Source organism: Streptomyces sp. NPDC086787 (assembly GCF_044745865.1).
Classification (GTDB): Bacteria; Actinomycetota; Actinomycetes; order Streptomycetales; family Streptomycetaceae; genus Streptomyces.
The window spans coordinates 23,008-48,944 of the sequence record NZ_JBIVBC010000022.1 but is presented as its reverse complement, the minus strand read 5'-3'; the positions used below and the strand labels follow the sequence as shown (position 1 = coordinate 48,944).

Annotated in this window: 26 protein-coding genes and 1 pseudogene; 19 read left to right on the top strand and 8 right to left on the bottom strand. The window is 70.2% G+C overall.

The window, feature by feature from the left end; translation table 11 throughout:
* Positions 1-36 precede the first annotated feature (36 nt).
* The 3 genes from ACIPK3_RS31750 to ACIPK3_RS31740 all read right to left on the bottom strand — a co-directional run bounded on the left by ACIPK3_RS31750 (position 37) and on the right by ACIPK3_RS31740 (position 3,407).
* Complete coding sequence (locus tag ACIPK3_RS31750) at positions 37-1,317, bottom strand: DUF2637 domain-containing protein (RefSeq protein WP_402575285.1); 1,281 nt, start codon at positions 1,315-1,317, stop codon at positions 37-39.
* A 186-nt stretch (positions 1,318-1,503) separates the two neighbouring features.
* Entirely contained in the window at positions 1,504-2,421 is a 918-nt protein-coding gene (locus ACIPK3_RS31745; RefSeq protein ID WP_402575284.1) for a DUF3558 domain-containing protein, read from the bottom strand.
* A 134-nt stretch (positions 2,422-2,555) separates the two neighbouring features.
* A complete protein-coding gene (locus ACIPK3_RS31740) occupies positions 2,556-3,407 on the bottom strand; it encodes a DUF3558 domain-containing protein (protein WP_402575282.1) in 852 nt (283 codons plus the stop codon).
* A gap of 194 nt (positions 3,408-3,601) precedes the next feature.
* Here ACIPK3_RS31740 and ACIPK3_RS31735 point away from each other — a divergent pair, with 194 nt between their 5' ends.
* Positions 3,602-4,795, top strand: coding sequence for an RtcB family protein (locus ACIPK3_RS31735; RefSeq protein WP_402575281.1), 1,194 nt, complete (start codon positions 3,602-3,604; stop codon positions 4,793-4,795).
* 13 nt (positions 4,796-4,808) lie between these two features.
* Here the strand turns inward: ACIPK3_RS31735 and ACIPK3_RS31730 are convergent, their stop codons facing one another.
* Genes ACIPK3_RS31730 through ACIPK3_RS31720 form a run of 3 tightly spaced genes read right to left on the bottom strand, consistent with a single transcriptional unit; the run spans position 4,809 to position 7,309 of the window.
* Entirely contained in the window at positions 4,809-6,080 is a 1,272-nt protein-coding gene (locus ACIPK3_RS31730; RefSeq protein ID WP_402575280.1) for a GNAT family N-acetyltransferase, read from the bottom strand.
* Between the two features lie 56 nt (positions 6,081-6,136).
* Entirely contained in the window at positions 6,137-6,913 is a 777-nt protein-coding gene (locus ACIPK3_RS31725) for an SDR family NAD(P)-dependent oxidoreductase (RefSeq protein WP_402575278.1), read from the bottom strand.
* Between the two features lie 57 nt (positions 6,914-6,970).
* Positions 6,971-7,309 (bottom strand): YnfA family protein, encoded by a 339-nt coding sequence (locus ACIPK3_RS31720; protein WP_402575276.1) that lies wholly within the window; start codon positions 7,307-7,309, stop codon positions 6,971-6,973.
* Between the two features lie 275 nt (positions 7,310-7,584).
* Here ACIPK3_RS31720 and ACIPK3_RS31715 point away from each other — a divergent pair, with 275 nt between their 5' ends.
* The 7 genes and pseudogenes from ACIPK3_RS31715 (at position 7,585) to ACIPK3_RS31685 (ending at position 13,520) form a co-directional block, all read left to right on the top strand.
* Positions 7,585-8,013: a hypothetical protein gene (locus tag ACIPK3_RS31715; RefSeq protein WP_402575274.1), complete on the top strand. Its 429-nt coding sequence runs from the start codon at positions 7,585-7,587 to the stop codon at positions 8,011-8,013.
* Positions 8,014-8,137: 124 nt separating this feature from the next.
* Complete coding sequence (locus ACIPK3_RS31710) at positions 8,138-9,274, top strand: LLM class flavin-dependent oxidoreductase (RefSeq protein ID WP_402575272.1); 1,137 nt, start codon at positions 8,138-8,140, stop codon at positions 9,272-9,274.
* Positions 9,271-9,855: an FMN reductase gene (locus ACIPK3_RS31705; protein ID WP_402575270.1), complete on the top strand. Its 585-nt coding sequence runs from the start codon at positions 9,271-9,273 to the stop codon at positions 9,853-9,855. The genes ACIPK3_RS31710 and ACIPK3_RS31705 overlap by 4 nt, the downstream gene beginning before the upstream one ends.
* 132 nt (positions 9,856-9,987) lie before the next feature.
* A complete protein-coding gene (locus tag ACIPK3_RS31700; protein WP_402575338.1) occupies positions 9,988-10,746 on the top strand; it encodes a response regulator transcription factor in 759 nt (252 codons plus the stop codon).
* 8 nt (positions 10,747-10,754) lie between these two features.
* Entirely contained in the window at positions 10,755-12,191 is a 1,437-nt protein-coding gene (locus tag ACIPK3_RS31695) for an ATP-binding protein (protein WP_402575336.1), read from the top strand.
* 420 nt (positions 12,192-12,611) lie between these two features.
* A pseudogene (locus ACIPK3_RS31690) lies at positions 12,612-13,172 on the top strand (phosphate ABC transporter ATP-binding protein); the annotation flags it as partial.
* A 129-nt stretch (positions 13,173-13,301) separates the two neighbouring features.
* Positions 13,302-13,520 carry a hypothetical protein gene (locus tag ACIPK3_RS31685; RefSeq protein ID WP_402575269.1) on the top strand — a complete coding sequence of 73 codons (219 nt, stop codon included), beginning with the start codon at positions 13,302-13,304 and terminating at the stop codon, positions 13,518-13,520.
* Between the two features lie 111 nt (positions 13,521-13,631).
* Here the strand turns inward: ACIPK3_RS31685 and ACIPK3_RS31680 are convergent, their stop codons facing one another.
* Positions 13,632-13,802 (bottom strand): hydrophobic protein, encoded by a 171-nt coding sequence (locus tag ACIPK3_RS31680; RefSeq protein ID WP_402575267.1) that lies wholly within the window; start codon positions 13,800-13,802, stop codon positions 13,632-13,634.
* Positions 13,803-13,938: 136 nt separating this feature from the next.
* Here ACIPK3_RS31680 and ACIPK3_RS31675 point away from each other — a divergent pair, with 136 nt between their 5' ends.
* The 3 genes from ACIPK3_RS31675 to ACIPK3_RS31665 all read left to right on the top strand — a co-directional run bounded on the left by ACIPK3_RS31675 (position 13,939) and on the right by ACIPK3_RS31665 (position 16,525).
* Positions 13,939-14,112, top strand: coding sequence for a CsbD family protein (locus ACIPK3_RS31675; RefSeq protein ID WP_402575265.1), 174 nt, complete (start codon positions 13,939-13,941; stop codon positions 14,110-14,112).
* A 305-nt stretch (positions 14,113-14,417) separates the two neighbouring features.
* Complete coding sequence (locus tag ACIPK3_RS31670) at positions 14,418-15,611, top strand: NAD(P)/FAD-dependent oxidoreductase (protein WP_402575263.1); 1,194 nt, start codon at positions 14,418-14,420, stop codon at positions 15,609-15,611.
* Positions 15,608-16,525: an RNA polymerase sigma-70 factor gene (locus ACIPK3_RS31665; protein WP_402575261.1), complete on the top strand. Its 918-nt coding sequence runs from the start codon at positions 15,608-15,610 to the stop codon at positions 16,523-16,525. Before ACIPK3_RS31670 ends, ACIPK3_RS31665 begins: the two co-directional genes overlap by 4 nt.
* A gap of 75 nt (positions 16,526-16,600) precedes the next feature.
* Here ACIPK3_RS31665 and ACIPK3_RS31660 read toward each other — a convergent pair whose 3' ends face one another.
* Positions 16,601-17,323 (bottom strand): hypothetical protein, encoded by a 723-nt coding sequence (locus ACIPK3_RS31660; protein WP_402575259.1) that lies wholly within the window; start codon positions 17,321-17,323, stop codon positions 16,601-16,603.
* A 261-nt stretch (positions 17,324-17,584) separates the two neighbouring features.
* On the opposite strand from ACIPK3_RS31660, the gene hemL reads away from it, so the two are divergent.
* The 8 genes from hemL to ACIPK3_RS31620 all read left to right on the top strand — a co-directional run bounded on the left by hemL (position 17,585) and on the right by ACIPK3_RS31620 (position 25,878).
* On the top strand, positions 17,585-18,910 hold the full coding sequence (hemL, locus tag ACIPK3_RS31655) for a glutamate-1-semialdehyde 2,1-aminomutase (protein WP_402575257.1): 1,326 nt from the start codon (positions 17,585-17,587) through the stop codon (positions 18,908-18,910).
* A 71-nt stretch (positions 18,911-18,981) separates the two neighbouring features.
* Entirely contained in the window at positions 18,982-19,638 is a 657-nt protein-coding gene (locus ACIPK3_RS31650; RefSeq protein ID WP_402575334.1) for a histidine phosphatase family protein, read from the top strand.
* Between the two features lie 150 nt (positions 19,639-19,788).
* The gene (locus ACIPK3_RS31645; RefSeq protein ID WP_402575256.1) at positions 19,789-21,105 is read left to right on the top strand and encodes a hypothetical protein; all 1,317 of its coding nucleotides are present in this window, start codon (positions 19,789-19,791) and stop codon (positions 21,103-21,105) included.
* A gap of 152 nt (positions 21,106-21,257) precedes the next feature.
* Positions 21,258-21,848 carry a TlpA family protein disulfide reductase gene (locus tag ACIPK3_RS31640; RefSeq protein WP_402575254.1) on the top strand — a complete coding sequence of 197 codons (591 nt, stop codon included), beginning with the start codon at positions 21,258-21,260 and terminating at the stop codon, positions 21,846-21,848.
* Between the two features lies 1 nt (position 21,849).
* Positions 21,850-22,626: a cytochrome c biogenesis CcdA family protein gene (locus ACIPK3_RS31635; protein ID WP_402575253.1), complete on the top strand. Its 777-nt coding sequence runs from the start codon at positions 21,850-21,852 to the stop codon at positions 22,624-22,626.
* 3 nt (positions 22,627-22,629) lie between these two features.
* Complete coding sequence (locus ACIPK3_RS31630) at positions 22,630-24,357, top strand: cytochrome c biogenesis protein ResB (RefSeq protein WP_402575251.1); 1,728 nt, start codon at positions 22,630-22,632, stop codon at positions 24,355-24,357.
* A complete protein-coding gene (ccsB, locus tag ACIPK3_RS31625) occupies positions 24,354-25,442 on the top strand; it encodes a c-type cytochrome biogenesis protein CcsB (protein WP_402575249.1) in 1,089 nt (362 codons plus the stop codon). Before ACIPK3_RS31630 ends, ccsB begins: the two co-directional genes overlap by 4 nt.
* 37 nt (positions 25,443-25,479) lie before the next feature.
* A complete protein-coding gene (locus ACIPK3_RS31620) occupies positions 25,480-25,878 on the top strand; it encodes a hypothetical protein (protein ID WP_402575247.1) in 399 nt (132 codons plus the stop codon).
* Positions 25,879-25,937 lie beyond the last annotated feature (59 nt).

Genomic DNA, 25,937 nt, shown 5'->3' with positions numbered 1-25,937 from the left:
CCCCTCTCATTCGCCTTGATTCTCCGGCCTGTCGCCTCAGGCGATGTGGTCGTCCTCCAGCTCCGCGTTGTAGCGGTTGGTGAAACGGTTGACCATGCGCTTGGCGTCCTCCGCGGCGAGGGCGATGCTGAACTCGGCGTCGACGTTCTCGCCGAACTCGCGCGGGGTCGGGTAACTGCCGTTGATCGACTGCTTGAAGACCTGGTAGTAGGCCTCCTCGTCCGGCTCGAACGGCGGGGTGCCGCCGCCCTCTCCCAGCTCCCGGGTACGGCCCGGACTCACCGGAATGGGAAAGCTGCCCGTCTCCTCCGGAGAGGGCTCCTGCTCCTGTTCCCGGCCCTGTTCCTGTTCCCGGTCGTCGTAGTACGGCTCGGCGTACTGCTCGGCCTGCTGCTGTTCGGCGTACCAGGCCTGGTCCGGGTCGTAGGCGGGGTCGTAGCCGCCGTGGTAGTCGGCGTACCGCGGGGCCTGGAACCACGGGCTCTGCTCGTCCGGGACCTGCTGAACCTGCTGAGTCTGCGGTGCCTGCTGGGCCTGCGCGCCCTGCGGCGGTACGGCGCTCCGGCCGGTCAGCTCGGGGCGGTTCGCACCGGACGGCGCCGCGGCGGCGTCCGGTTCCGGTGCGGTGGGCGTCGCCGGGGGCAGCACCGCGGGTTCTATGCCCGCCGCGGCCAGGCCCGCCGGGGCCGTCTCCGCGAGCGGGAGGCCGTAGCGGGCCAGACGCAGCGGCATCAGGGACTCCACCGGCGCCTTGCGCCGCCAGGCCCGGCCGAAGCGGGAGCGGAGGCGGGCCTGGTAGACGAGACGTTCCTGCTCCAGCTTGATCACCTGCTCGTAGGAGCGCAGCTCCCACAGCTTCATCCGGCGCCACAGCAGGAACGTCGGCACCGGCGAGAGCAGCCAGCGGGTGAGCCGGACGCCCTCCATGTGCTTGTCGGCGGTGATGTCGGCGATACGGCCGATCGCGTGCCGGGCCGCCTCCACGGAGACCACGAACAGCACCGGGATCACCGCGTGCATGCCCACACCCAGCGGGTCCGGCCAGGCGGCCGCGCCGTTGAAGGCGATCGTGGCCGCCGTCAGCAGCCAGGCCGTCTGGCGCAGCAGCGGGAAGGGGATACGGATCCAGGTCAGCAGCAGATCGAGGGAGAGCAGGACACAGATGCCCGCGTCGATGCCGATCGGGAAGACGTAGGAGAAGTTCCCGAAGCCCTTCTTGATCGCCAGCTCACGGACCGCCGCATACGAGCCGGCGAAACCGATCCCGGCGATGATCAGGGCTCCGGAGACGACCACGCCGATGAGAACGCGGTGCATGCGAGTCAGCTGTGGTGGTGGCGCGGACACGCGTCACTCCCCTCCCCTTGCCTGTTGGTGCGCGCAACAGAGTGGCACACGTGTGCGGAGAGTGTGGCGCCGGTACGGCAGGAGTCCGGCCCCCCGGAGGGCCGGACTCCGCTAAATGTCCTGGTTGAACCGGGTGTTGTCCGTCGGGTGTGACGGTCAGCTCTTCTTGGACGCAGACTTGGAGGGGGAGGCCTTCGCGGACGTGGAAGGGGACGGCTTCGCCGACTTGGACGCCGACTTGGACGGCGTGGGCGAAGCCTTGCCCGAATCCGAGCCGGAGCCGGGGGCCGTGCCACGGCCGTTCGCCGCCGCCACCGAGGCCGCGGCCTCCTTGGCCGCCTTCTCCGCGGACTTCGTCAGGGCGACGGCGTCCGGGGCCTTCTCGCCCGCCAGGCCCGCGCCGTTGTAGTCGAGGGTGACGACGGCGTTCTCGACGCGCACCACGACCGTCTGCTGCTTGAAGGCGCCTTCCTTCTTCTTCAGGTCGTAACGCACCGCCGTCGCCTCGTCGCCCGCCCCGGCGACCGACTCCGACTTGGTGTTCTTGGCGCCGGGCACCGCCTTGGCGCTGCTCACCTGCTTCGCGTAGTACGCCTTCGCCTGCTCCTCGCCCGAGCCGCGCCCGGCGGAGGAGTCGAAGCGGTTCAGGGACACGTTCAGCCAGCGGAACTGGGAGCCCTTCACGCCGTTGTTGTCCAGGCTGCTCCAGGAGCAGCCGGCCCGGGAGGCGGTGTCGTCCGAGCGGGACGCCTTGCCCTTCTTCGCCGCTCCGGGCGCCAGTTCGTCGAGCGTCTTCGCGGTCAGGGCCGCGCAGGGCTCCGGCAGCTTCTTGAAGGCCGCCGCGGCCACGCTGGGTGACGCGTTCACCGACGAGTCGCCGGAGCTGTTGTCCACCGTCTGCCCGGCGCCGGTGCTGTCCTTGGCGTCCGAGCCGGAGTCCGAGGAACAGGCGGCCGCCGCGAACACCACGGGGACGGCGGCCGCGCAGACGAGGGCGCGGCGCAGCCGTCCCGCTCGCCGGTCACGCTGGGCACGCTGGTCGTCTCGGTCGTCTCGCTGGGCTGCTCGCTGCATGGTTCCTTCACTCACGACGCTCTGGTTTCCTGCGGTCGGATCGGGGTCCGAGGGGCCACCGTACGCGGTGACCGGGTGGTGCGGCTCCGGTTCACGGCCTTTGCCCACGGCCCCCGAGGCGGCCCGCGGGGCCGCTAACCGGCCAGGGTGTCGTCCAGGGCTCCGGCCAGTTTCCTGGCCCTGTCCTGCATTTCCTCGCTGTCCGGGACCATGCCCACGGTCGTCGGCTGCTCGTCGTACTGGATCGTGACGATCACGTTGGACGTGCGGAAGACCACAGTCACGGTGCGCTGTTCCGCCGTCGAACCCGAGCTGCTCAGCTTGTCGTCGATGTACGCCTCGTCGCCCAGATCGTCCAGGACGCGCGGCTGGAGGTCGACCGGGGCGGTGCCGGGGGAACCGGGGGAGGAACCGGACGAGGAAGCAGAAGAGGAGGCGGGCGGGGGTGCCGAGGCGGTGCCCGTGGGGGAGGAGGTGGCGGAGGGCGCGCCGGAAGACGTCGGCGCCGCGGTGGTGGGCGCGGGGGCGGGCAGGTCGGCCGCGGTCTGCCGGGTGGCGTAGAGCTGCCCGGCCTGGCTGTCGTCACTGACCGTGCTGTCATAGGACACGACCCGCTCGAAGTCGACCAGCAGATGGTCGGTCTTCCCGGTGGACTCCACCTTCCAGCGGCAGCCCACCTTGCGGTCGGTGTCGTACGTCAGTGTCGCGTCGCCCTGGTAGGCGCGGTCCCGCTGCTCCGGGTCGGTGATCTCGCGGATCCCGGGCAGCAGGTCGTCGAGGGAGTCGTGCTGCACCGCGGCGCACGCCTCGGGAAGGGTGCGGTACTTGCCGGGCTGGGCGGCGGAGGTGGCCCTGGCGGTGTCGCCGGGGTTGGCGTTGTCCGTCGGACCGTGGTCCTGCGAGCCTCCGGAGCAGCCCGCCAGCAGGGCCGCGAGAAGGGCGGCGATGCCGGTGGTGACGCCGGTTGCGTACGCCTTCCGCTGCACGGGCAGGTCCTCTCGTCTCGTCGGCCAGCCGCTGGATATTCGCTTGCCGGTGCGGGGTGGCACCCGCAGACAATGTGTATCGCACGCACTGCTGTGGATGCCGGTCCCCTGTCCCATTTCGCCGACTTTGGTCCCGCTTTTGCGTTTTGCAGTTATTCAGACTTTTGTTGTGTATGTCGGGGAGCGAGGAACGTATGTCGTACGTGGAGATGCCGGGCGCGAAGGTCCCGATCCGGATGTGGACCGACCCCGCGTCGGTCGAGGACGTGGCCCTGCGCCAGCTCCAGAACGTGGCGACCCTGCCGTGGATCAAGGGCCTGGCCGTGATGCCGGACGTCCACTTCGGCAAGGGCGCGACCGTCGGTTCGGTGATCGCGATGCGGGGGGCCGTGTGCCCCGCGGCGGTGGGTGTGGACATCGGCTGCGGAATGTCGGCGGTGAAGACGTCCCTGACCGCCAACGACCTGCCGGGCGACCTGTCCGGGCTGCGCTCGAAGGTCGAGCAGGCGATTCCGGTGGGCCGGGGGATGCACGACGACCCGGTGGACCCGGAGCGGCTGCACGGGCTCGCCACCGGTGGGTGGGACGGGTTCTGGGGCCGGTTCGACGGGATCGCCGAGGAGGTGAGGTTCCGGGAGGAGCGGGCGCGCAAGCAGATCGGGACGCTGGGCAGCGGAAACCACTTCGTCGAGTTCTGCCTCGACACGTCCGACTCCGTGTGGCTCATGCTGCACTCCGGATCCCGCAACATCGGCAAGGAACTCGCCGACCACCACATCGGCGTGGCGCAGAAGCTGCCGCACAACCAGGACCTGGTCGACCGCGACCTCGCGGTCTTCGTCTCGGACACCCCGCAGATGGCGGCCTACCGCAACGACCTTTTCTGGGCGCAGGAGTACGCCAAGTACAACCGCACGCTCATGATGGCGCTCCTGAAGGACGTGGTCCGCAAGGAGTTCAAGAAGGCGAAGCCGACCTTCGAGCCGGAGATCTCCTGCCACCACAACTACGTGGCGGAGGAGCGTTACGAGGGCATGGACCTGCTCGTCACCCGCAAGGGCGCCATCCGCGCGGGCTCCGGCGAGTACGGGATCATCCCCGGCTCGATGGGCACCGGCTCGTACATCGTGAAGGGCCTCGGCAACGAGAAGTCGTTCAACTCGGCCTCGCACGGCGCCGGGCGGCGCATGAGCCGCAACGCGGCCAAGCGCCGCTTCACGACGAAGGACCTGGAGGAGCAGACGCGAGGCGTGGAGTGCCGCAAGGACTCCGGCGTCGTGGACGAGATCCCGGGCGCCTACAAGCCGATCGAGCAGGTGATGGAGCAGCAGCGCGACCTGGTCGAGGTCGTGGCGAAGCTGAAGCAGTTCATCTGTGTGAAGGGCTAGTACGCGACAGGCCCTAGTCGCGGAGCCGCTTCTCCAGGAGTGTCACCGCGTACGGGGCACCCGTGCCGCCGTCCTTGGACTTCTGTTCGCCGACCACCGTGTAGCCCGCCGACTCGTAGTAGGCGCGCAGGCGGGGGTTGGTGGACAGGCAGTCGAGGCGGGCGTAGCGGCGGCCCGTGGCCGCTATGCGGGACTCGGCCTCGGTGAGCATGCGGCGGCCGGCGGCGGGCGGGGCGGTGTGCGGGGTGATCATCAGGCGGTGGATGTAGCCGGCGTCGGCGGGGCGCGGGCCCCAGGCGGCCGGGTCGTCCCACCACAGTTCGAAGGCGCCCGCCGGGCGTCCGTCGGCGTGGGCCAGCCAGACCTCGCCCTCGCGCATGCGGGTGCGGAAGTGGGCCTCGTCCTTCTCGCCCGGCTTCCACTGGTCGATGCCCCGGGCCAGCTGCCAGAGGGCCGCCGTGCCGTGGAGGCGGACCAGGAGGGCCGCGTCGGACGCGGTCGCCCTGCGGTAGGTCAGCGGCGGGTGGGCGGTGGGGGCCGGTTCCAGCAGGTTCGCGCGGAGGGACTCGGTGAGGGCCGGTGCGTCCAGCCCCAGGGTGTGGGTGACGTAGGCCTCTATCGAGCCGTAGCGGGATCTCATCGCCGCCAGGAACAGGCGCATCACCGGGGCCGGGGTCCGGCCGAAGGCGGGCCACGCCGGGCTGCGGCCGTCGTTGCGCCGACGCCAGTCGGCCAGCAACGCCGGGGTCGCGAGTTCCGTGAGGGTGAAGTCCTCGACGACCGTCGTTTCCGCGATGCCCAGCAACGTCAGGACGACGGCGGCCAGTTGGCCCGTCCGGTCCTTGCCCGAGGCGCAGTGGAAGACCAGCGGAGTGGCGGCGGCCGCCGAGTCCGCGATCAGTTCCAGGGCCCTGGCCATCTCCTTCGTACCGTCCTCCGCCACCTCCATGAAGCGCTCGGAGAGATAGGGGCCCGGGTCGACGTCGGGGCCCAGCGACGCCTGGTCGTACGGGCGGTGCTCGATGCTGAGGTTGTGGTAGGCGAGGGAGGGATGCGCGGGGACGCGGCCGGCGGTGTCGGCCTCCCAGGGGTGGCGCAGGTCCAGCACCGCGCCGACGCCCAGGGAGAGGAAGCGGTCCCAGTCCGAGGTGCCCTCGGTCAGCTTGCCCAGGGAGTCGGACCGGTAGAGGAGGCCGGGGCGGACGCGGTGACGGCCGTCGGCGGTCGGATAGCCGCCCAGGTCACGGAAGTTGTGCAGCTTCTCGAACGGGATGTGTCGATCCATGGCCCTGATTCTGGCCGAAGCGGATCTTCACCCGGTTCACGGACCGTTGCGGTCCCTCACTGCTCCCGGTGGATCTTCGTGTTCGACGCCTGGGCGCGGGGGCGCACGATCATGAGGTCCACGTTGACGTGGCTGGGGCGGGTCACCGCCCAGGTGATGGTCTCGGCGACGTCCTCGGCGGTGAGCGGGTCGGGGACACCCGCGTACACCTTCGCCGCCCTTTCGGCGTCGCCGTCGAAGCGGGTCAGCGCGAACTCCTCGGTCTTGACCAGGCCGGGGGCGATCTCGACGACCCGGAGCGGCTTGCCGACGAGCTCCAGGCGCAGGGTCTCGGCCAGGATGTGGGCGCCGTGCTTGGCGGCGACATAGCCCGCGCCGCCCTCGTAGGTGCCGTGACCGGCGGTGGAGGACACGACGACCACCGTGCCGTCGCCGCTCGCCTCCAGGCCCGGGAGCAGGGCCTGGGTCAGGTTGAGGGTGCCGATGACGTTCGTCTCGTACATCGTGCGCCAGTGTGCCGGGTCACCGGTGGCCACCGGGTCGGCACCGAGCGCGCCCCCCGCGTTGTTGACCAGGACGCCGATGGTCTTGAAGGCGGAGGCGAACTCGTCCACCGCCGCGCGGTCCGTCACGTCCAGCGGGTACGCCGTCGCCGAGTGCCCGGCCGCGTTGATCTCCTCCGCCACCGCCTCGATACGGTCCTTGCGGCGGGCGGTGAGTACGACGCGGTAGCCGGCTTCGGCGAGCGCCCGTGCGGTGGCGGCGCCGATGCCACTGCTCGCACCGGTGACGACGGCGATGCGGGACGCGGCGGACGGGGCGGCGGCAGCCATGGGAAGCTCCTCGGGCGTGTGTGCGGTCGCTTTCCCGACCAGCCTAGGCCGTCGCCGTCAGCCTCCGCTCCTCGGCATCCACATGATCACAGCCATGCCGGCCAGGCAGATCAGCGCGCCGGTGATGTCCCAGCGGTCCGGCCGGAAGCCGTCCGCGACCACGCCCCAGAGGATCGAACCGCCCACGAAGATCCCGCCGTACGCGGCGAGGATGCGACCGAAGTTCGCGTCCGGCTGGAAGGTGGCCACGAAGCCGTACGCGCCGAGGGCGAGGACCCCGCCGGTGACCCACAGCCAGCCCCGGTGCTCACGCAGACCCTGCCAGACGAGCCACGCCCCGCCGATCTCGAAGAGCGCGGCGACGACGAAGAGCGCGGCGGAGCGGATGATCGGCATACGGGCAGCTTCGCACGGCGGCCTCGGCTCCTCGCCGGACGGAGCACCTGCCGGATGGGGCGCCTGCCGGGCCGCCTGACGGAGGTGCCGGCCCTGGCCCAGGCCCTTCGCCGGATGGGGCGCCTGCCGGATCGGGCGCCTGTCGGGCCGCCTGCCTGATGGGCCACCTGCCGGATGTGTCACCTGTTGGGTGGCGCCTGTCCCCGGTCGTGCGTGGGATACATCCGTACATGTCGAGGACGAGAGTGCTTGCTGTGTGCAGTGCGCTGCCACTCGTGACGGCTGTCGCCGTCGCCGGGCCCGTGTGGGCGAGTGGCGCGCCGGAGGCCGACCTGGAGTACCACGGTTCGGCCGTCATGTCCGGGGACCGGATGGATGTCCGGCTCGTCGCGGGCAACCACGGTCCGGTCGCCGTTTCGGACGCGAGCGTGGAGCTGCGCTGGTCGGCGCCGCTCGCGGACCGGCAGGCGCTGCCGGTCGGGTGCGTCCGTACGGGTGAGCGGGTGGTGATGTGCAGGACGGGAGCGCTGCCCGCGAACGGCTCGGGGAGCCCGGTGGAGCTGTCGGTGGTGCTGAGGGAGAGCGGGGCGGAGGTGACGATGGAGGTCGACACGGTGTGGAGCGACGGCACCGTGGACCGTGACCGGAGCAACGATCAGGCGCGGGTGATGGTGCTGAACACGGGGGACTCGTACTCCTTCTGATGCCTGATGATCCTTCTGAGGCGGGCCGGGTGACCCGGCCCGCCTCAGCGCGTGGAATACGGGGGAGTGGGCGACGGTTCCAACGGTATAGTTGAATCGTCAATCACTGGAGGATGAGGCGATCATGCAGTTCGGGATATTCAGCGTCGGAGACGTCACCCCGGACCCCACCACGGGCCGCACGCCGACCGAGCGTGAGCGCATCAAGGCCATGGTCGCCATCGCGCTGAAGGCCGAGGAGGTCGGCCTGGACGTCTTCGCGACCGGTGAGCACCACAACCCGCCGTTCGTGCCGTCGTCCCCGACCACGATGCTCGGCTACATGGCCGCGCGGACGGAGAAGCTGATCCTCTCCACGTCCACGACGCTGATCACCACCAACGACCCGGTGAAGATCGCCGAGGACTACGCGATGCTCCAGCACCTGGCCGACGGCCGCGTCGACCTGATGATGGGCCGAGGCAACACCGGCCCGGTCTACCCCTGGTTCGGGCAGGACATCCGGGAGGGAATCAACCTCGCCGTCGAGAACTACGCCCTGCTGCGTCGCCTGTGGCGCGAGGACGTCGTCGACTGGGAGGGCAAGTTCCGCACGCCGCTCCAGGGCTTCACGTCCACCCCCCGGCCCATGGACGACGTACCGCCGTTCGTCTGGCACGGCTCCATCCGCTCCCCGGAGATCGCCGAGCAGGCCGCGTACTACGGAGACGGCTTCTTCCACAACAACATCTTCTGGCCGGCCGAGCACACCAAGCGGATGGTCGACTTCTACCGGAAGCGGTTCGCGCACTACGGCCACGGCACCCCCGAGCAGGCGATCGTCGGCCTCGGCGGCCAGGTGTTCATGCGGAGGAACTCGCAGGACGCCGTGCGCGAGTTCCGGCCCTACTTCGACAACGCGCCCGTCTACGGCCATGGCCCCTCCCTGGAGGACTTCACCGAGCAGACCCCGCTCACCGTCGGCTCGCCGCAGCAGGTGATCGAGCGGACCCTCGGCTTCCGCGAGTACGCCGGCGACTACCAGCGCCAGCTGTTCCTGATGGACCACGCCGGGCTGCCACTGAAGACCGTCCTCGAACAGCTCGACCTCCTCGGCGAGGAAGTCGTGCCGGTCCTGCGGGCGGAGTTCGCGAAGGGCCGCCCGGCGGACGTTCCCGACGCGCCCACCCACGAGTCCCTGCTCCGGCTGAAGAACGCCGAGATCAACACCGGGAACAGCACTGAGAACAGCACCGAGAAGAGTGGGGTGACCGGAGCATGAAGCTCGTCGTCGTCTCGGCCGGACTGGGGGTCCCGTCGTCCACGCGGCTGCTCGCCGACCGGCTGACCGCCGCCGTGGGACGGCAGACCCCGGCGGAAGTGCAGGTCATCGAGGTGCGCGAACTCGCCGTGGAGATCGCCCACAACTTCACCAACGGCTTCGCGGGACGCGCCCTCACCGCGGCCCTGGACGCCGTCACGGACGCCGACGGGCTGATCGTCGTCACCCCGGTGTTCTCGGCGTCGTACAGCGGGCTGTTCAAGTCCTTCTTCGACGTCCTGGACGAGGACGCGCTGACCGGCAAACCCGTGCTGATCGCCGCCACCGGCGGTACCGCCCGGCACTCCCTGGTGCTGGAACACGCGCTGCGTCCGCTCTTCGCCCACCTGCGGGCGGTGATCGTGCCGACCGGGGTGTACGCCGCCTCGGAGGACTGGGGAGCACAAGGACTGCCGGAGCGGATCGAACGGGCGGCGGGGGAGCTCGTCGCGCTGACCGAGGGACTCTCGGTGACACGGCCGCGGGCCGCCGTCGAGGTCCTGCCGTTCGAGGCGCAGCTGGCGCGGCTGGGCGGCTCCTGAGCCGCAGCCCCTCGGTGACGGGTCGGCGACGGGTCGGCGACGGTGAGAGCCGGGTAAAAAGGGTGGCCGCGGGCCCGTTCGGCCGGGCCCGGCGGCCTGGCGTCTTGGCAGACTGGAAGCGTGCCCCAGACTGTGCTGCTCGCCGAGGACGACCGTGCCATCCGTCATGCCCTGGAGCGTGCCCTGACCCTGGAGGGCTATCGGGTGACCGCGGTCGCCGACGGCGTCGAGGCGCTGGCGCAGGTCCATCGCACCCCGCCCGACGTGCTCGTCCTCGACGTCATGATGCCCGGCATCGACGGGCTCCAGGTGTGCCGGGTGCTGCGTGCCGAGGGTGACCGCACGCCGATCCTGATGCTCACCGCGCTGGTCGAGACCGCCGACCGCATCGCGGGACTCGACGCGGGCGCCGACGACTACGTGGTCAAGCCGTTCGACGTCGAGGAGGTCTTCGCCCGGCTGCGCGCGCTGCTGCGCCGCACCAGCCCGGCCGGTGCCGACGGCGGTACCGGCACCAATGGCGGCGGCAATGGCGGCGGTGGCGCTGCCGGTGGTGGTGCCGAGCCGGTCAGGGAGCCGCAGATCCCCGGTCGGCAGCTGGAGGCGGCGGGGCTGCGCATGGACCTCCAGGCGCGCCGCGCCTGGCGCGGTGGGCGGGAGCTGGAGCTGACCCGCACCGAGTTCGAGCTGCTGGAACTGCTCGTGCGCAACGCGGAGATCGTGCTCGACCACTCCACCATCTACGACCGGATCTGGGGCTACGACTTCGGGCCCGGCTCCAAGAACCTCGCCGTCTACGTCGGCTACCTGCGCCGCAAGCTCGACCAGCCCGGCGCTCCGCAGCTCATCCACACCGTGCGCGGCGTCGGATACGTGCTGCGGGAGGACTAGTGAGCCGCCTGGGGCGGACGCGACGGCTGCTGGCCCGGCGGCGGCCGGGGCTGGCGTCGCTGCGCACCACCTTCGCGGTGTCCTTCGCGGCCGTCACCGCCGCCGTCACCGTCCTCGTCGGCATCCTGTCCTACAGCGCCGCCGCCCGGCTGGTACGCGTCGACCAGCAGTCGGTGTTCACCGAGGTCGTGCAGGACGTCCAGGGCGAGGTACGGCAGCAGAGGATGGTCCCCGAGGACTTCAGTTCCTCCCGGCCGGGGCACGACCTGGTACGCCCGGCCCGGACCGACGTACAGGTGCTCGGGGCACGGGGGCAGATCGTGGACCACGGCAACCCGGTGCTGCCCGTCACCTCCCGCGACCGGGCCATGGCAACCACGGGCGCGGCCGGCCGGACGGCCCAGCACAAGGACGTCCGGGTCGGCGAGGACCTGTTCCGCGTCGCCACCGTGTCGCTCGGCGAGGGGCGGGGCGCGGTGCAGGTCGCGCAGGAGTTCAGCGACACCGAGGACCTGCTGCGGGCGCTCCAGCAGCGCACGCTCTCGCTGATGGCGGCCGTCGTCGTCGCCGCGGGGCTGTTCGGCTGGTGGCTGGCCCGCCGTATCACTCGGCGGCTGGTCGTGCTCACCTCGGCCGCCGAGAACGTCGCCCGCACCCGCCGGCTGGGCATCGAGGTGCCGGTCGCCGGGATGGACGAGGTCGGGCGGCTCGGCCGGGCCTTCGACCGGATGCTGGGGCGGCTCGCCCAGTCGGAGGAGGACCAGCGCCGGCTGGTCCAGGACGCGGGGCACGAACTGCGCACCCCGCTGACCTCGCTGCGCACCAACATCTCGCTGCTGCGCCGGATCGACGAGCTGCCGCCCGCCACCCGGGAGGAACTGGTCGCCGACCTGACCCAGGAGGCGCGCGAACTGACCGACCTGGTCAATGAACTGGTCGACCTCGCGGCCGGGCAGTCGGACAGCGAGCCGTCGCAGCGGGTCGACCTCGCGGACCTCGCGGAGGACGTCGTGGGGCTGGCCCGGCGGCGCACCGGGCGCGCGATCGTGCTGCGGGCGAGCGGTGACACGAGCACCGACGGGCGGCCCGGCATGCTCCAGCGAGCCATCTCCAACCTCGTGGAGAACGCGGCCAAGTTCGACCGCGACGGCACGGGGCCCATCGAGGTCAACGTCGCCGGGCCCGCGCGGCACGGCCCGGTGCGGGTGGAGGTCCTCGACCGGGGGCCCGGAATCACCGACGGGGACCTGATCCGCATCTTCGACCGCTTCTACCGGGCCGCCGACGCCCGTTCCCTGCCCGGCTCCGGCCTCGGCCTTTCCATCGTCCGGGAGGTGGCCATGGCGCACGGCGGGGCGCCGTTCGCCTACCGGCGGGAGGGGGGCGGTTCGGTCATCGGCTTCACCATCGGCTTCATGGTGGACGGCGGGCGCGGGGCGTCCTGAGCGGGTCCTGAGCGAGGCGTCCTGACGGGGTCACACACATTGTCCCCACCGAAATGGCATGACCGTTCACGAAATCGCCACATGCGTCGGGCCGCGTCGCAAGAAACCCGCTATTGACTCTCTCCGCGCGGCACCACTGGTGTACGGCCTGTGGGGGCTGTTCTTCCTCCAGCAGCACGTGATCGGGCTGTCGCGCTGGCTGTCCGACTGGTTCGGGTGGATCCCGTTCCTCAAGGTGGACGGCACCCAGCCGGGCGAGCCGCTGGCCTCCGAGAGGGTCTACACGGCGTCCACGTTCATCGCCGGGATCGTCGTCGCGCTGATGGTCGCGCCGATCCAGTGCTCGGTGATGCGCGAGGTGTTCACCCAGGCGCCGGCCGGTGAGCGCGAGGGAGCGTACGCCCTCGGGACCACCCGCTGGGGCATGATCCGCGCGGTGGTCCTGCCCTACGGCAAGGGCGGCATCATCGGATCGGCGTGGTCTTCCAGAAGCCCAACCCGTTCCCGGCGATGTCGATCTACGACAACGTGGTGGCGGGCCTGAAGCTGACGGGCACGCGGGCGAGCCGCCGCGAGAGGGACGAGCTGGTCGAGGAGTCGCTGACCCGCGCGGGCCTGTGGAAGGAGGTGCGCTGCGCCAGCCCGGCGGCGCGCTCTCCGGCGGACAGCAACAGCGCCTGTGAATCGCTCGCGCGCTGGCGGTACGGCCCCGGGTACTGCTGATGGACGAGCCCTGCTCGGCGCTCGACCCCACGTCCACGCGCCGCGTCGAAGAGACGATCCACGAGCTGGCCGGGCAGGCGGTCGTGATCGTCACCCACAACATGCAGCAGGCGGCGCGGGTGTCCCAGCAGTGCGCGTTCTTCCTGGCCGAACAGGGCACGCCGGGCGGGCATCGTCGAGCACGGCTCGACGGAGCAGATGTTCGGCTCGCCGGTCGACCAGCGCACCGCGGACTACGTGGCGGGCCGCTTCGGCTGACACCCGCGGGCCCCTACGTACTGTAGTTTCCCAACTGCCGAAGGCGATGAGTCTGTTCACGGGGGAAACATGCAGAGTGCCGGGACGAGTACAGGGACCCGAACGCGGGAAGAGGAACGGCTCCGCCAGATGGCGCCCACACTCACCGTGCTCGTCGTGAGCCTCGTGATCGCCGCCACCGGTGTCTACGAACTGTGCGGCTTCGGCCTCCACAGCCTCGACCGCCGCCCCCACCTCTTCAGCGACGGCCTGGCCACGGCCGGCGTGATCGTCGCGACGGTGGCGGCGGGCGCGGCAGCCGGAAACCTGGCCTGGCACCTGACGACGGAACGCCGCCGGAGGCGATGACGCCGAACACCGACCGCCCGGTGGCGTCTGGACCGACGCCCAGTTCACGACACCACCCACAGAGGGGGCCGGGCCGGGCCCCCTCTTTCTGCAGGCTGCTGTGTGGTCAGGTCACCACCGGTACCAGCGGCCACGGCCGCCGCCGGCATGGGTGGAACGCATCACGAACCCGAGAAGCCAGACCGCCAAAACGATGACCGCGACCCACCACAGGGCCTTCAGAGCGAAACCGGCACCGAACAGAACCAACGCGAGCAGAAGAACAAGAAGCAGGGGAACCATAGTTATCAACCTCCTGACCGCCGTATGCCCCGGCTATTAAGTGGCATTCGCTGGATGTGCCTTGTTTATGAAGGGGGTGCTGGGGCACCGGTGGGTGTACCGCGACAGCGGACCCCAAACGACAAGGAGGCGTTCGATGAGTGCCGGCGAGAAGGCCAAGGCGAAGACCGAGCAGGCCGAGGGCAAGGCCAAGGAGACCGTCGGGCGTGTCGTCGGCAACGAGCGCATGGTCGCCGAGGGGCAGGCCGCCCAGGCCAAGGGCGATGCGCGGGAAGCGAAGGAAAAGACGAAGGACGCCTTCAGGCACTGACGTCCCGTATTCAGCGTGGGGCCCTCCCGGAAAGCGTCCGGGAAGGCCCCACACGTCTTTACGGAAAGCGGAAAGTGCCGCTGTCGGCCGGCCGGCTTGCACACGGATTTGACGTGCGCGTCGGCACCTTGGGGCTCCTGCTGTCCCCGTCGGTTCCCGTGCAGGGGCCAGTTTGATCATGGTTGAAGGCGGCGTGCCGCGATGTGACACGAGCCACATCGTTTCCGTGTCACGAACACAGGGGCAGCTTGCGTCTGGTGGTCGTCCGCACGGCGGGAACGACCGGCACGAGAGGCAGCAGAGCGATGAACGCGACAGCAGCACAGCAGCACGAGGTCCTGGTCCTGGGCGCCGGCTACGCCGGGCTCTCGGCCGCGATCCAGCTCGCGGCTCGCACCAGGAAGCGGGGGAACCTGCGTGTGACGCTGGTCAACCCCTACGACACCTTCACCGAGCGGCTCCGACTGCACATGACCGCCACCGGCCAGGAGACGGCCGAGATGAACATCCCGGAGCTGCTGGACGGCACCGGGGCCGGTTTCGTCCGTGGCTGGGTCACCGCCGTGGACGCCGCGGCGAAGGCCGTCCGGATCGACGATGCCCGGGTCCTGCGCTACGACACCCTGGTCTACGGCCTGGGCAGCCTCGCTGACACCGTCACCGTCCCCGGTGTGGACGACCACGCCTACACCCTCAACAGCCCGGAGGACGCCGCGCTCCTCGCCGACCGGCTGACCCGGCTCGACGGCGGGACCGTCGTGGTCGGCGGCGGCGGCCTCACCGGAGTCGAGGCCGCCGCGGAGATCGCCGAGCGGCACCCGGAGCTCCAGGTGGTGCTGCTGGGTCGGCAGGAGCCGGGCGCGAGCATGCACCCGAAGGCCAGGTCCCACCTGGATTCGGCGCTCGCCCGGCTCGGCGTGCGGGTGCGCTGCGGCGTCGAGGTGGTCAAGGTGCTACCGGACGGCGTCGAGCTCGCGGACGGATCCGGCATCCCGGCGGCCGCGGTGCTGTGGACCAGCGGCACCCGGGTCTCGCCGCTGGCCGCGGCAGCGGGCCTGGCCGTCGACGAGCGCGGCCGGGTGGTCACCGACAGCGCGCTGCGCTCGGTCTCCCACCCGGACGTCTACGCCGTGGGCGACGCGGCGGCGATCCGCCAGGGCTACGGCATGATGCACGGGACCTGCCAGAGCGGTATGCCCACCGGGGTGCACGCCGCCCTCTCGATTCTGCGGGTACTGGCCGGAAAGGAGCCCAAGCCCTTCCGCTTCGGCTACTACCACACACCCGTCAGCCTGGGCCGAAACGACGCCGTCGTGCAGTTCACCCGCCCTGACGACAGCCCGCGCCGACTCGTGCTGACCGGCAAGCTGGCCGTCAGGTACAAGGAGACGGTCACGGCCGCGCCGTGGCCGACCTTCGACCGCATGAAGAAGACGCCCGCCTCGGGCGCCCTCTGGCCGCACGGCGGCCGCTACACCCGGATACGGAGCGCCAAGTGACCCAGCCGCAGCAGGCCGGACCCGACCAACTCGCCTTCCAGCAGTACCGCGCCCTGCTCTTCTCCGTCGCCTACCGCATCCTCGGCACCGCCGCCGACGCCGAGGACGCGGTCCAGGACGCCTGGCTCAAGTGGTCGGCGGCCGACCGTTCCCAGGTCGCCGACCCCAAGGCCTACCTGACCCGGATCGTCTCCAACCTGGCGATGGACCGGCTTCGTTCGACCCGCCACCAGCGCGAGACCTACATCGGGCCATGGCTTCCCGAGCCGATCCTCACCGGCCCGGACACCACCGACAGCGTCGCCACGGCGGACTCCGTCTCCATGGCTCTGCTGGTCGTCCTAGAGACACTGAGCCCCCTGGAACGCGCGATCTTCGTGCTGCACGAGGTCTTCGCCTTCAGCTACGCGGAGATCGCACAGTCGGTGGAACGCTCGGAGAGTGCGGTCCGGCAGGCCGCGCACCGCGCCCGCGAGCACGTCCAGGCCCGCAGACCCCGTTTCACCGCGGACCGCGCCCGCCAACGCGACGTCACCGAGCGCTTCTTCGCGGCGGCGACGGGCGGCGACATCAACACCCTCATGGAACTGCTCTCCCCGGACGTGACACTGTGGACCGATGGCGGCGGGAAGGTCCGCCAGGCCCTCAAGCCGGTCGTCGGCCTGGAAACGGTGGCGAAGTGGTTCGCGACCCTCGGCACGGTGACCTACCAGGGCATCGAGCCCGGGCAGATGCGTGCAGAACTCACCTGGATCAACCACGGCCCGGGCGTGGTCTTCCGCGGGCCGGACCGCGTGATCGCCACGCTGACCTTCGACTTCGACCAGGAAGGCCGCATCTCGACCATCCACAACGTGGCCAACCCGGACAAGCTCCACGCCGTCGCGGACGGCACTCGGCACGAACTCTCCTGACCGCCCGACGGTCCCTTTCCGGCAGCAAAACGGGCGAGGCCCGAAGACCCCGCCCGATCTGTAAGAAACCGCAGGTCACGGCCACACCAGGCAATAGGGTTGATGCCCCGCCTCATGCAGTCGCTTGGAGAAGTCCTGCCACTCGTGCAGCAGTTGGTACACGTTGAACGCGTCCCGGGGGCCGCCCCGGTCCGGGACCGTGGACCAGATGAACGCCGCCGCGCCGACCGCTTCCTCGCCGATGCCGCGGAGGGGGTCCACGACGGTCATCGGGAGTTTGACCACCGCGTAGTCGGGGTGCAGGACGACCAGTTCCAGGGGCGGGACCTTGTGCAGGGGGACGCCCTCGATGCCGGTCAGCACCATCGCGGCCACCGTCTCCGGCTTGATCTTGGTGAACATGCCGTTCATGCCGAGCTCGTCGCCGCCGAGCTCCTCGGGGCGCATCGAGATCGGCACGCGGGCCGCGGCGGCGCCGTTCGGCGCGCCGAAGTATTTGTACGTCACCCCCACCCGACCACCATTTCTGCTCCCCGTCCTCAGCCGATCGATCCGACGGTCGATACGTCGGTCGTCCCGCTCCGACTCAGCCGGAGTGCCACTCGGTGTGCCGGGCGGTGCCCCGCCCGGGGTGCCACTCGGGGTGCCGCTCGACGCGCTTCCCGGCGTCCCGCCCGGTGTGCCATGTGCCTGACGTGCCTCGGTCGTCTCCTCCGCGTCGCGTCGGTGCCTTCCCCGCCGGGCACGTCGAGGACCGAGGTCGTCAGTCCCCTCGCCCGGTCCGCCACCGCGATGCATATCTCCACCCGACTGCTTTTCTAGGACGCGTGGCCCCCGCCACGCAACCCGATCATCGTGACAGTGACCTCCCCCACGACCGCCCGCCGAAACGTGCGGGGAGCCATACGGCCCCCAGTCTCGCAGATGGCACCGGATCGGCCAGGGGTGTCGGACGCGAGATCGACCACGTGTTTGCCGGAGGGGTGACCGGGGCGGCCTACCCTGAGGAGGTCAACCACGCAGCATCCGGAGTCCGAGAAGTCGGAGAAGTCGCACGTCATGAGCGAAATCCCTCATACGCCCTATCCATACGAAGCGCCCTCCTCGCAGGCTCTGTTCGACCGTGCGGCCGTCGTCACACCCGGCGGCGTGAACTCCCCGGTGCGCGCCTTCCGCGCCGTGGGCGGCACGCCCCGGTTCATGGTGTCCGGCGCCGGCCCGTATCTGACCGACGCGGACGGGCGGGAGTACGTCGATCTCGTCTGTTCGTGGGGTCCCATGATCCTCGGGCACTCGCACCCCGAGGTCATCGCCGCCGTCCAGGAGGCGGTCGCGCGCGGTACGTCCTTCGGTACGCCCGGTGAGGGCGAGGTGGCACTCGCCGAGGAGATCGTCGCCCGGGTCGAGCCCGTGGAACAGGTGCGTCTCGTCTCCAGCGGCACCGAGGCCACCATGTCCGCGATCCGGCTCGCCCGCGGCTTCACCCAGCGCACCAAGGTGATCAAGTTCGCCGGGTGTTACCACGGTCACGTCGACTCGCTGCTGGCCGCCGCCGGCTCCGGGGTGGCCACCTTCGCGCTGCCCGACACGCCCGGTGTCACCGGTGCGCAGGCCGGCGACACCATCGTGCTGCCGTACAACGATCTCGAGGCCGTGCAGGAGGCCTTCCACCGGCATCCCGGCGAGATCGCCTGCGTGATCACCGAGGCCTCGCCCGGCAACATGGGCGTCGTGCCGCCCGCGCCCGGGTTCAACCAGGGACTCAAGGACGCCTGCCGCCGCAACGGCGCGCTGTTCATCTCCGACGAGGTGATGACCGGGTTCCGTACCAGCCGTGCCGGATGGTTTGGGGTCGACGGGGTCACGCCCGACCTGATGACCTTCGGCAAGGTCATGGGCGGCGGGTTCCCGGCCGCGGCCTTCGGCGGCCGGGCCGACGTCATGGAGCGTCTCGCGCCCGCCGGGCCCGTCTACCAGGCCGGCACCCTCTCCGGGAACCCGGTCGCCACCGCCGCGGGACTCGCCCAGCTGCGGCTCCTCGACGACGCGGCGTACGGCACCGTCGACAGCGTGTCCGCGCAGATCCAGGGGCTCGTCCACGAGGCCCTGAACAAGGAGGGTGTCGCGCACCAGGTGCAGACCGCCTCCAACATGTTCTCCGTCTTCTTCACCGGCCGCCCGGTGCGCGACTACGAGGACGCCAAGGCGCAGGAGTCCTTCCGCTACACCGCCTTCTTCCACTCGATGCTGGCGAACGGCGTCTATCTGCCGCCGTCGTCCTTCGAGTCATGGTTCGTGTCCACGGCCCACGACGAGCGGGCCATCCAGAAGATCGCCGACGCCCTTCCGGCGGCGGCCCGAGCCGCCGCGGAGGCCACCGCGTGACCGCCAACACCGCCCCCACCCCTGACAGCGCCGACCGCGCCGACAACGGCGACATCACCGTCGTCCACCTCATGCGGCACGGCGAGGTCGAGAACCCGGACGGGGTGCTCTACGGTCGCCTGCCCGGTTACCACCTCTCCGCGCTCGGGCGGCAGATGGCCGAGCGGGTCGCCGAGCACCTCGCCTCCCGGGACGTGACCCATGTCGTCGCCTCCCCGCTGGAGCGGGCGCAGGAGACCGCCACGCCGATCGCCAAGGCGCACGGTCTCGACCTCGACACCGACGCGCGGCTCATCGAGGCGGAGAACGTCTTCCAGGGCAAGACCTTCGGGGTCGGCGACGGCGCCCTGCGCAAGCCCGGCAACTGGAAGCACCTCGTCAACCCGTTCCGGCCGTCCTGGGGCGAGCCGTACGTGGACCAGGTCGTGCGGATGATGGGCGCGCTGAACGCGGCCAAGGACCGGGCGCGCGGGCACGAGGCCGTGCTCGTCAGCCACCAGCTGCCGATCTGGATCGTCCGCTCGTACGTCGAGAAGCGGCGGCTGTGGCACGACCCGCGCAAGCGGCAGTGCACGCTGGCCTCGTTGACGTCGTTCACGTTCCGGGGCGACCGGATCGTCTCCGTCGGGTACTCCGAGCCCGCGCGTGACCTGGTCCCGGCCCATCTCCTCGCCGGTGCCAAGCCGGTCAAGGGCGGGCAGGGCGGCGGGAAGGCCTTCGGCGCCTAGCCCGGACCAGTTCCCTCACCGGCGGCTGCCTGTAGGGATCCTGTCAGCATCCTGTTCAATTTCTGTTAAATCATATGATTTTAGGAACCCGGCCGTTCGTCGCGCCCTCTGACTGAGTGACAACCGGAGGACGCGACGATCGGGGACGCGATGCGCATTCGCACGCGCAGGGGACTAATCGGGCTCGGCGCGGGTGCGGCGGCTGCCGCCGGACTCGCGGGATGCGGAGCCCTGTCGTCATCGGACGGTGGCGGGCACGGTTCCGGTTCCGACGACGGCAAGAACGGCGACGGCAAGGGTGACGGCAAGGGCGGCGATGCCGCGCCGGCCGCCAAGCCCATCGGCGACGGCTCCACCTCCTTCACCGGAAAGCAGCCCCACCAGCCGGCCAAGCCGGTGCCGTTGGAGGCCGGGCAGGCGCCGCCGCAGTTCGTGATCTTCTCCTGGGACGGCGCGGGCGAGGTCGGAAACGGCCTCTTCCCGCGCTTCCTCGACCTCGCCAAGGAGCACGGCGCGGCCATGACCTTCTTCCTCTCGGGGCTGTATCTGCTCCCCGAGGCGAAGAAGCGGCTCTACGACCCGCCCAACAACCCGCGCGGCGCCTCCGACATCGGCTACCTCACCGACGACCACGTCAAGGCCACCCTGACGAACGTGCGCCGGGCCTGGCTCGAGGGCCACGAGATCGGAACGCACTTCAACGGGCACTTCTGCGGCGGCTCCGGCTCCGTCGAGCACTGGACCCCGCAGCAGTGGCGCAGCGAGATCCAGCAGGCCAAGGACTTCGTCAAGAAGTGGCGGACCAACTCCGGGTGGACCGACCTGCCTTCCCTGCCGTTCGACTACGACAAGGAACTCGTCGGCGGTCGCACGCCCTGTCTGAAGGGCCAGGACAACCTGTTGCCCACCGCCCGCGAACTCGGCTGGCGCTACGACGCCTCCTCGCCCGGCGGCACCCAGACATGGCCGCGGAAGAAGAAGGGCATCTGGGACTTCCCGCTTCAGCAGATACCCTTCCCCGGCCACAGCTTCGAGGTCCTGTCGATGGACTACAACATCCTCGCCAACCAGTCGGGCAACTCGACGAACGCGCCCGCCCACAACTACCCGGGCTGGAAGCAGCAGGCCACGCAGGCGTACATCAAGGGATTCCGGCGGGCATACGAGACGAACCGCGCCCCCTTCTTCATCGGCAACCACTTCGAGAAGTGGAACGGCGGCATCTACATGGACGCCGTGGAGGCGGCGTTCAAGCACATCGCGCAGGAGAAGGAGAAGGGCGCCGACGTACGCATCGTCTCCTTCCGGCAGTTCACCGACTGGATGGACGTCCAGCGGCCCGAGGCGCTCGAAAAGCTGCGCACGCTGAACGTCGGGCAGCAGCCGAGCGGCGGCTGGAAGACCTTCCTCGGCGGCACGCCCGCCGGCACCCGCTCCGGGTCGCCCGCCGCCCCGAAGACCAGCTGACCGCTGCCCCACACCGGCGGCCCCAGACCCGCGGCCCCACACCCTCGCGCTCGCACACCCGCACGCCCTCGCGACATACGGCGTGAAGTGCTGGTTTCCGTGCCCGAGGGGGGTGGGCAAGATCCCCAGAACGGGCATGCGAAACTTTTCACATGAGCACCCGTAGCCGCGTTCTGTCTGCCGCCGCGGCCGCCGCGGCCGCCCTGGTCACTCTGTCCGCGTGTGGCCCGGGCGGCACCTCCGGCGGAGGCGGCGACACCAACTTCGTCACCGGCAAGAACGGCATCGACACCGTGGCCCGGGGCCACCGGACCGCGGCCCCCGACCTGTCCGGCAGGACGATCGACGGCAAGAACCTCGACGTCGCCGACTACAAGGGCAAGGTCGTCGTCGTCAACGTGTGGGGCTCCTGGTGCGGGCCGTGCCGTTCCGAGGGCAAGTACTTCGCCAAGGTCTCCAAGGAGTACCAGGACAAGGGTGTGCAGTTCGTCGGCATCAACACCCGGGACACCGCCCTCACGCAGGCGGTCGCCTTCGAGAAGGACCAAGCGATCGGCTACCCGAGCCTGTACGACCCGTCCGGCAAGATGATGCTCCGCTTCAAGAGGGGCACGCTCAACCCGCAGCTGATCCCCTCCACCCTCGTCATCGACCGGGACGGGAAGATCGCCGCGCGAGCCCTCCAGGGGCTCGACGAGGGGGGCCTGGTCAAGATGATCAAGCCGGTCCTGGCGGAGAAGTAGCGTGAGCGCGCTCGTCCCGCTGGCCGCCGAGGTGGTGGGCCGCAACGAGACCGTGTTCAACGGCGCGCTGCTGGTCGCCCTGCCCGTCGCGGTGCTCGGCGGTCTCGTCTCGTTCTTCTCGCCGTGTGTGCTGCCGCTGGTCCCCGGCTATCTCTCCTATGTGACCGGGGTCACCGGGACCGACCTGGGTGAGGCCCGCCGCGGCCGGATGGTGGCGGGCGCCGCGCTGTTCGTGCTCGGCTTCACCGCCGTGTTCGTCTCCACCGGAGCGCTGTTCGGGTATGCCGGGCAGAGCCTCCAGGAACACAAGGAAACCCTGTCCAAGGTGCTCGGCGTGTTCATGATTCTGCTGGGGATCTTCTTCATGGGGCTGATGCCCTGGCTGACCCAGCGTGAGTTCCGGTTCCACAAGCGCCCGGCCGCGGGCCTGGTGAGCGCACCCGTCCTCGGCGCGCTGTTCGGCATCGGCTGGACCCCGTGCATCGGACCCACCCTCGCCTCCGTCGTCGCCCTGTCCTCCCAGCAGGCCAGCGCCGGCCGCGGCGCCATACTGACCGTCGCCTACTGCCTCGGCCTCGGTGTGCCCTTCGTCCTCACGGCCGTCGCCTTCCGCAAGGCCCTGGGCGCCTTCAGCTGGGTCAAGCGCCACTACGTCTGGGTGATGCGGATCGGCGGCACGATGATGATCGTGACCGGTGTGCTGCTGCTGACCGGGGCGTGGGACAGTCTCGTGAACGAGATGCAGACCTGGTCCAACGGCTTCACTGTGGGGATCTGACCGATGAGCAAGACCACCGCCGACAACTCCGCCGCCGGCGCCGACGACCAGGACCTCGGCGCCGCGGGCTCCCAGCTGTCCACCGCCCCCAGTGAAGAGCTGCCGGGCCTCCCCTCGCTGGGCGTCATCGGCTGGATCCGCTGGTTCTGGCGGCAGCTCACCTCCATGCGGGTCGCGCTGCTGCTGCTCCTGCTGCTGTCGCTCGGCGCGATCCCCGGCTCGCTCATCCCGCAGACCGGCGCCGACATCACCAAGGTCGCCGACTTCCGTGAGCGGCACACGTTCCTCGCGCCGATCTACGACAAACTGGGCCTTTTCCACGTCTACAGCTCGGTGTGGTTCTCCGCGATCTACATCCTGCTGTTCGTCTCCCTCATCGGCTGCATCATCCCGCGCACCTGGCAGTTCGTCGGTCAGCTGCGCGGCCGGCCGCCGGGCGCGCCCAAGCGGCTGACCCGGCTGCCCGCCTACACCACCTGGCGCACCGAGGCCGCCCCGGAGGAGGTCCGCGAGGCCGCGCTCGCGCTGCTGAAGCGGCGCCGCTTCCGCGCCCATGTCGCCGGGGACGCCGTCGCCGCCGAGAAGGGCTACGTCCGTGAGCTGGGCAACCTGGTCTTCCACATCGCGCTGATCGTGCTGCTGGTCGCGTTCGCCTGGGGCCAGCTGTACAAGTCGGACGGCAACAAGCTGGTCGTCGAGGGGGGCGGGTTCGCCAACTCGATCACCCAGTACGACGACTTCAAGTCCGGCAGCCTCTTCAGCACCGACGACCTGGTGCCGTTCAGCTTCGACCTGAAGGACTTCCAGGGCACCTACGAGCTGACCGGCCCGAACCGCGGCACCCCGCGCACCTTCCAGGCGAAGCTCACCTACAACGAGGGCGCCTACGGCAAGGCGCGGTCGACCACCGTCAAGGTCAACGAGCCGCTGGAGATCGGCGGCGCGAAGGTCTACCTCGTCAGCCACGGCTACGCGCCGGTCATGACCGTGCGGGACGGCAAGGGCAACGTCGTCTTCAAGGGCGCCGTACCGCTGCTCCCGCTGGACGGGAACGTCACCTCGATCGGCGTGATCAAGGTGATGGACGGCTACCGGAACGCCAAGGGCGTCAAGGAGCAGCTCGGCATCAGGGCCACCCTGCTGCCGACCTACGCCGGACCGGGCAGGGAGGCAGCCTCGGCGTTCCCGGCGCTGCTGAGCCCCATGCTGAACCTGGAGCCGTACCACGGCGACCTGGGCGGCGTGAACGCCGGTCTGTCGCAGAGCGTGTACCAGCTCGACAAGACCGACATGAAGGACTTCAAGGACCCCAAGGACGCCAAGGGCCACAAGCAGCTGAGGGTGAACCTGAGGCCCGGCCAGACCACGGTCCTCCCCGACGGCGCCGGTTCGGTGACCTTCGAGAAGGACGTCAAGGAGTGGGCCGGCTTCGAGGTCGTCCAGGAGCCCGGTGGCGGCTGGGCGCTCGGCGGAGCCTTCGGCGCGATCTTCGGTCTCGCCGCCTCCCTGTTCATCCAGCGCCGCCGCGTGTGGGTGCGGGCCGTCCGCGGCGCCGACGGCGTGACCGTCGTCGAGATGGCCGGGCTCGGCCGCAGCGAGTCCGCCAAGGTGCCCGAGGAGCTGGGCGCGCTCGCCGGGCTCCTCTACGACCAGGCGCCGGGGGCACCCGACGCCGAACCCGAATCCACCCCCGACCCCGAAGTCGTACCCGCCGAAGGGGCTGACCAGTGACACTCGCCGTCGCGACCAACGAGCATCTCGCGAGCATCAGCAACACGCTGATCTACTCCTCGATGGCCGTCTACACCCTGGCCTTCTTCGCGTACATCGCGGAGTGGCTCCTCGGCAGCCGCAGCAAGGTCGGCCGCACGGCCGCCGCGCTCACCGCGGGTGCCGCCGCCGCGAAGAAGGCGGCCGGTCCCGCGGTCACCGTGAAGTCGGCCGGGGGCACCGCCGTTCTCGAGCGGCCCAAGGTCGTCGTCCGGTCCTCGGTCGGCGCCCGTGACGTACCGGACGGCCCTGGCGCCCACGGCGGTGACGAGCAGGGCGACCTGTACGGCCGTGTCGCCGTGTCCCTCACCGTGCTCGCCTTCCTGGTGGAACTCGCCGGTGTCGTCGCCCGCGCGGCCTCCGTGGGTCGGGCGCCGTGGGGCAACATGTACGAGTTCAACATCACGTTCTCCACGGTCGCCGTCGCCGTGTACCTCGGGCTGCTGGCGCTGCGCAAGAACGTGCGCTGGATGGGCCTGTTCCTCATCACCTCGGTGCTGCTCGACCTCGGGCTCGCGGTCACCGTCCTCTACACCGCGAGCGACCAGCTGGTCCCCGCGCTGCACTCGTACTGGCTGTACATCCACGTCTCCACCGCGATCTTCTGCGGCGCGGTCTTCTACGTGGGCGCGGTCTCGACGATCCTCTACCTGTTCAAGGACTCGTACGAGAACAAGCTGGAGCGCGGCGGCAGGCCCGGTGCGTTCGCGACCTCCGTGCTGGAGCGACTGCCCGCCTCGGCCTCGCTGGACAAGTTCGCCTACCGGGTCAACGCGGCGGTCTTCCCGCTGTGGACGTTCACGATCATCGCGGGCGCGATCTGGGCGGGCGACGCCTGGGGCCGCTACTGGAACTGGGACCCCAAGGAGACCTGGTCCTTCATCACCTGGATCGGCTACGCCTGCTATCTGCACGCCCGTGCCACGGCCGGCTGGAAGGGCCGCAAGGCCGCCTACCTCGCGATGCTCGCGTTCGCCTGCTGGCTGTTCAACTACTACGGCGTCAACATCTTCGTGAGCGGCAAGCACTCCTACGCGGGCGTCTGACCGCACGGGCCGGGGCCCGATCGGTGACACTGGAGGCATGACCGGTTCCATCGAACAGGGCATGAGCCAGACCCACGGGAACACCCGGATCCTGCACTTCCTGGTGCGGCTGCCCAGGTCCATGGGCCTGGTCTGGGCGGCCGTGTCCACGCCGATGGGGCTGGCGGGCTGGTTCACCTCCGCCGACGTCCTCGAGCCCCGGCTCGGCGGTTCGGTCACCCTGGGTGAGCTGGGCAGCGGGCAGGTCACCGCGTGGGACGTGGACCGGGTCGCCGAGTACACGGTGGACGGCAGCGGCCGCCTCCGCTTCCATCTGGAGCGGGACGGGGACGCGGGCTGCGTGCTGCGCTTCACCCACGAGTACCAGGGCGAGGGCGAGTCGGAGCCGGCCTGGCGGGCCCGTTTCGAACGTCTGATCGAAATCCTTGCGGGATAGCGGCTCTTTGTGGTGCCTACTAGATAGTAGCCATGTACATAGTCGCCATGTACTCTATT

Bases quoted from the DNA above. Each gene is read 5' to 3' on its own strand.
- ACIPK3_RS31750 (WP_402575285.1), bottom strand. From the start codon at position 1,317: ATGCACCGCGTTCTCATCGGCGTGGTCGTCTCCGGAGCCCTGATCATC.
- ACIPK3_RS31745 (WP_402575284.1), bottom strand. From the start codon at position 2,421: ATGCAGCGAGCAGCCCAGCGAGACGACCGAGACGACCAGCGTGCCCAG.
- ACIPK3_RS31735 (WP_402575281.1), top strand. From the start codon at position 3,602: ATGTCGTACGTGGAGATGCCGGGCGCGAAGGTCCCGATCCGGATGTGG.
- ACIPK3_RS31730 (WP_402575280.1), bottom strand. From the start codon at position 6,080: ATGGATCGACACATCCCGTTCGAGAAGCTGCACAACTTCCGTGACCTG.
- ACIPK3_RS31725 (WP_402575278.1), bottom strand. From the start codon at position 6,913: ATGGCTGCCGCCGCCCCGTCCGCCGCGTCCCGCATCGCCGTCGTCACC.
- ACIPK3_RS31720 (WP_402575276.1), bottom strand. From the start codon at position 7,309: ATGCCGATCATCCGCTCCGCCGCGCTCTTCGTCGTCGCCGCGCTCTTC.
- ACIPK3_RS31710 (WP_402575272.1), top strand. From the start codon at position 8,138: ATGCAGTTCGGGATATTCAGCGTCGGAGACGTCACCCCGGACCCCACC.
- ACIPK3_RS31705 (WP_402575270.1), top strand. From the start codon at position 9,271: ATGAAGCTCGTCGTCGTCTCGGCCGGACTGGGGGTCCCGTCGTCCACG.
- ACIPK3_RS31685 (WP_402575269.1), top strand. From the start codon at position 13,302: ATGGCGCCCACACTCACCGTGCTCGTCGTGAGCCTCGTGATCGCCGCC.
- ACIPK3_RS31680 (WP_402575267.1), bottom strand. From the start codon at position 13,802: ATGGTTCCCCTGCTTCTTGTTCTTCTGCTCGCGTTGGTTCTGTTCGGT.
- ACIPK3_RS31675 (WP_402575265.1), top strand. From the start codon at position 13,939: ATGAGTGCCGGCGAGAAGGCCAAGGCGAAGACCGAGCAGGCCGAGGGC.
- ACIPK3_RS31670 (WP_402575263.1), top strand. From the start codon at position 14,418: ATGAACGCGACAGCAGCACAGCAGCACGAGGTCCTGGTCCTGGGCGCC.
- ACIPK3_RS31660 (WP_402575259.1), bottom strand. From the start codon at position 17,323: ATGCATCGCGGTGGCGGACCGGGCGAGGGGACTGACGACCTCGGTCCT.
- hemL (WP_402575257.1), top strand. From the start codon at position 17,585: ATGAGCGAAATCCCTCATACGCCCTATCCATACGAAGCGCCCTCCTCG.
- ACIPK3_RS31650 (WP_402575334.1), top strand. From the start codon at position 18,982: ATGCGGCACGGCGAGGTCGAGAACCCGGACGGGGTGCTCTACGGTCGC.
- ACIPK3_RS31645 (WP_402575256.1), top strand. From the start codon at position 19,789: ATGCGCATTCGCACGCGCAGGGGACTAATCGGGCTCGGCGCGGGTGCG.
- ACIPK3_RS31640 (WP_402575254.1), top strand. From the start codon at position 21,258: ATGAGCACCCGTAGCCGCGTTCTGTCTGCCGCCGCGGCCGCCGCGGCC.
- ACIPK3_RS31630 (WP_402575251.1), top strand. From the start codon at position 22,630: ATGAGCAAGACCACCGCCGACAACTCCGCCGCCGGCGCCGACGACCAG.
- ACIPK3_RS31620 (WP_402575247.1), top strand. From the start codon at position 25,480: ATGACCGGTTCCATCGAACAGGGCATGAGCCAGACCCACGGGAACACC.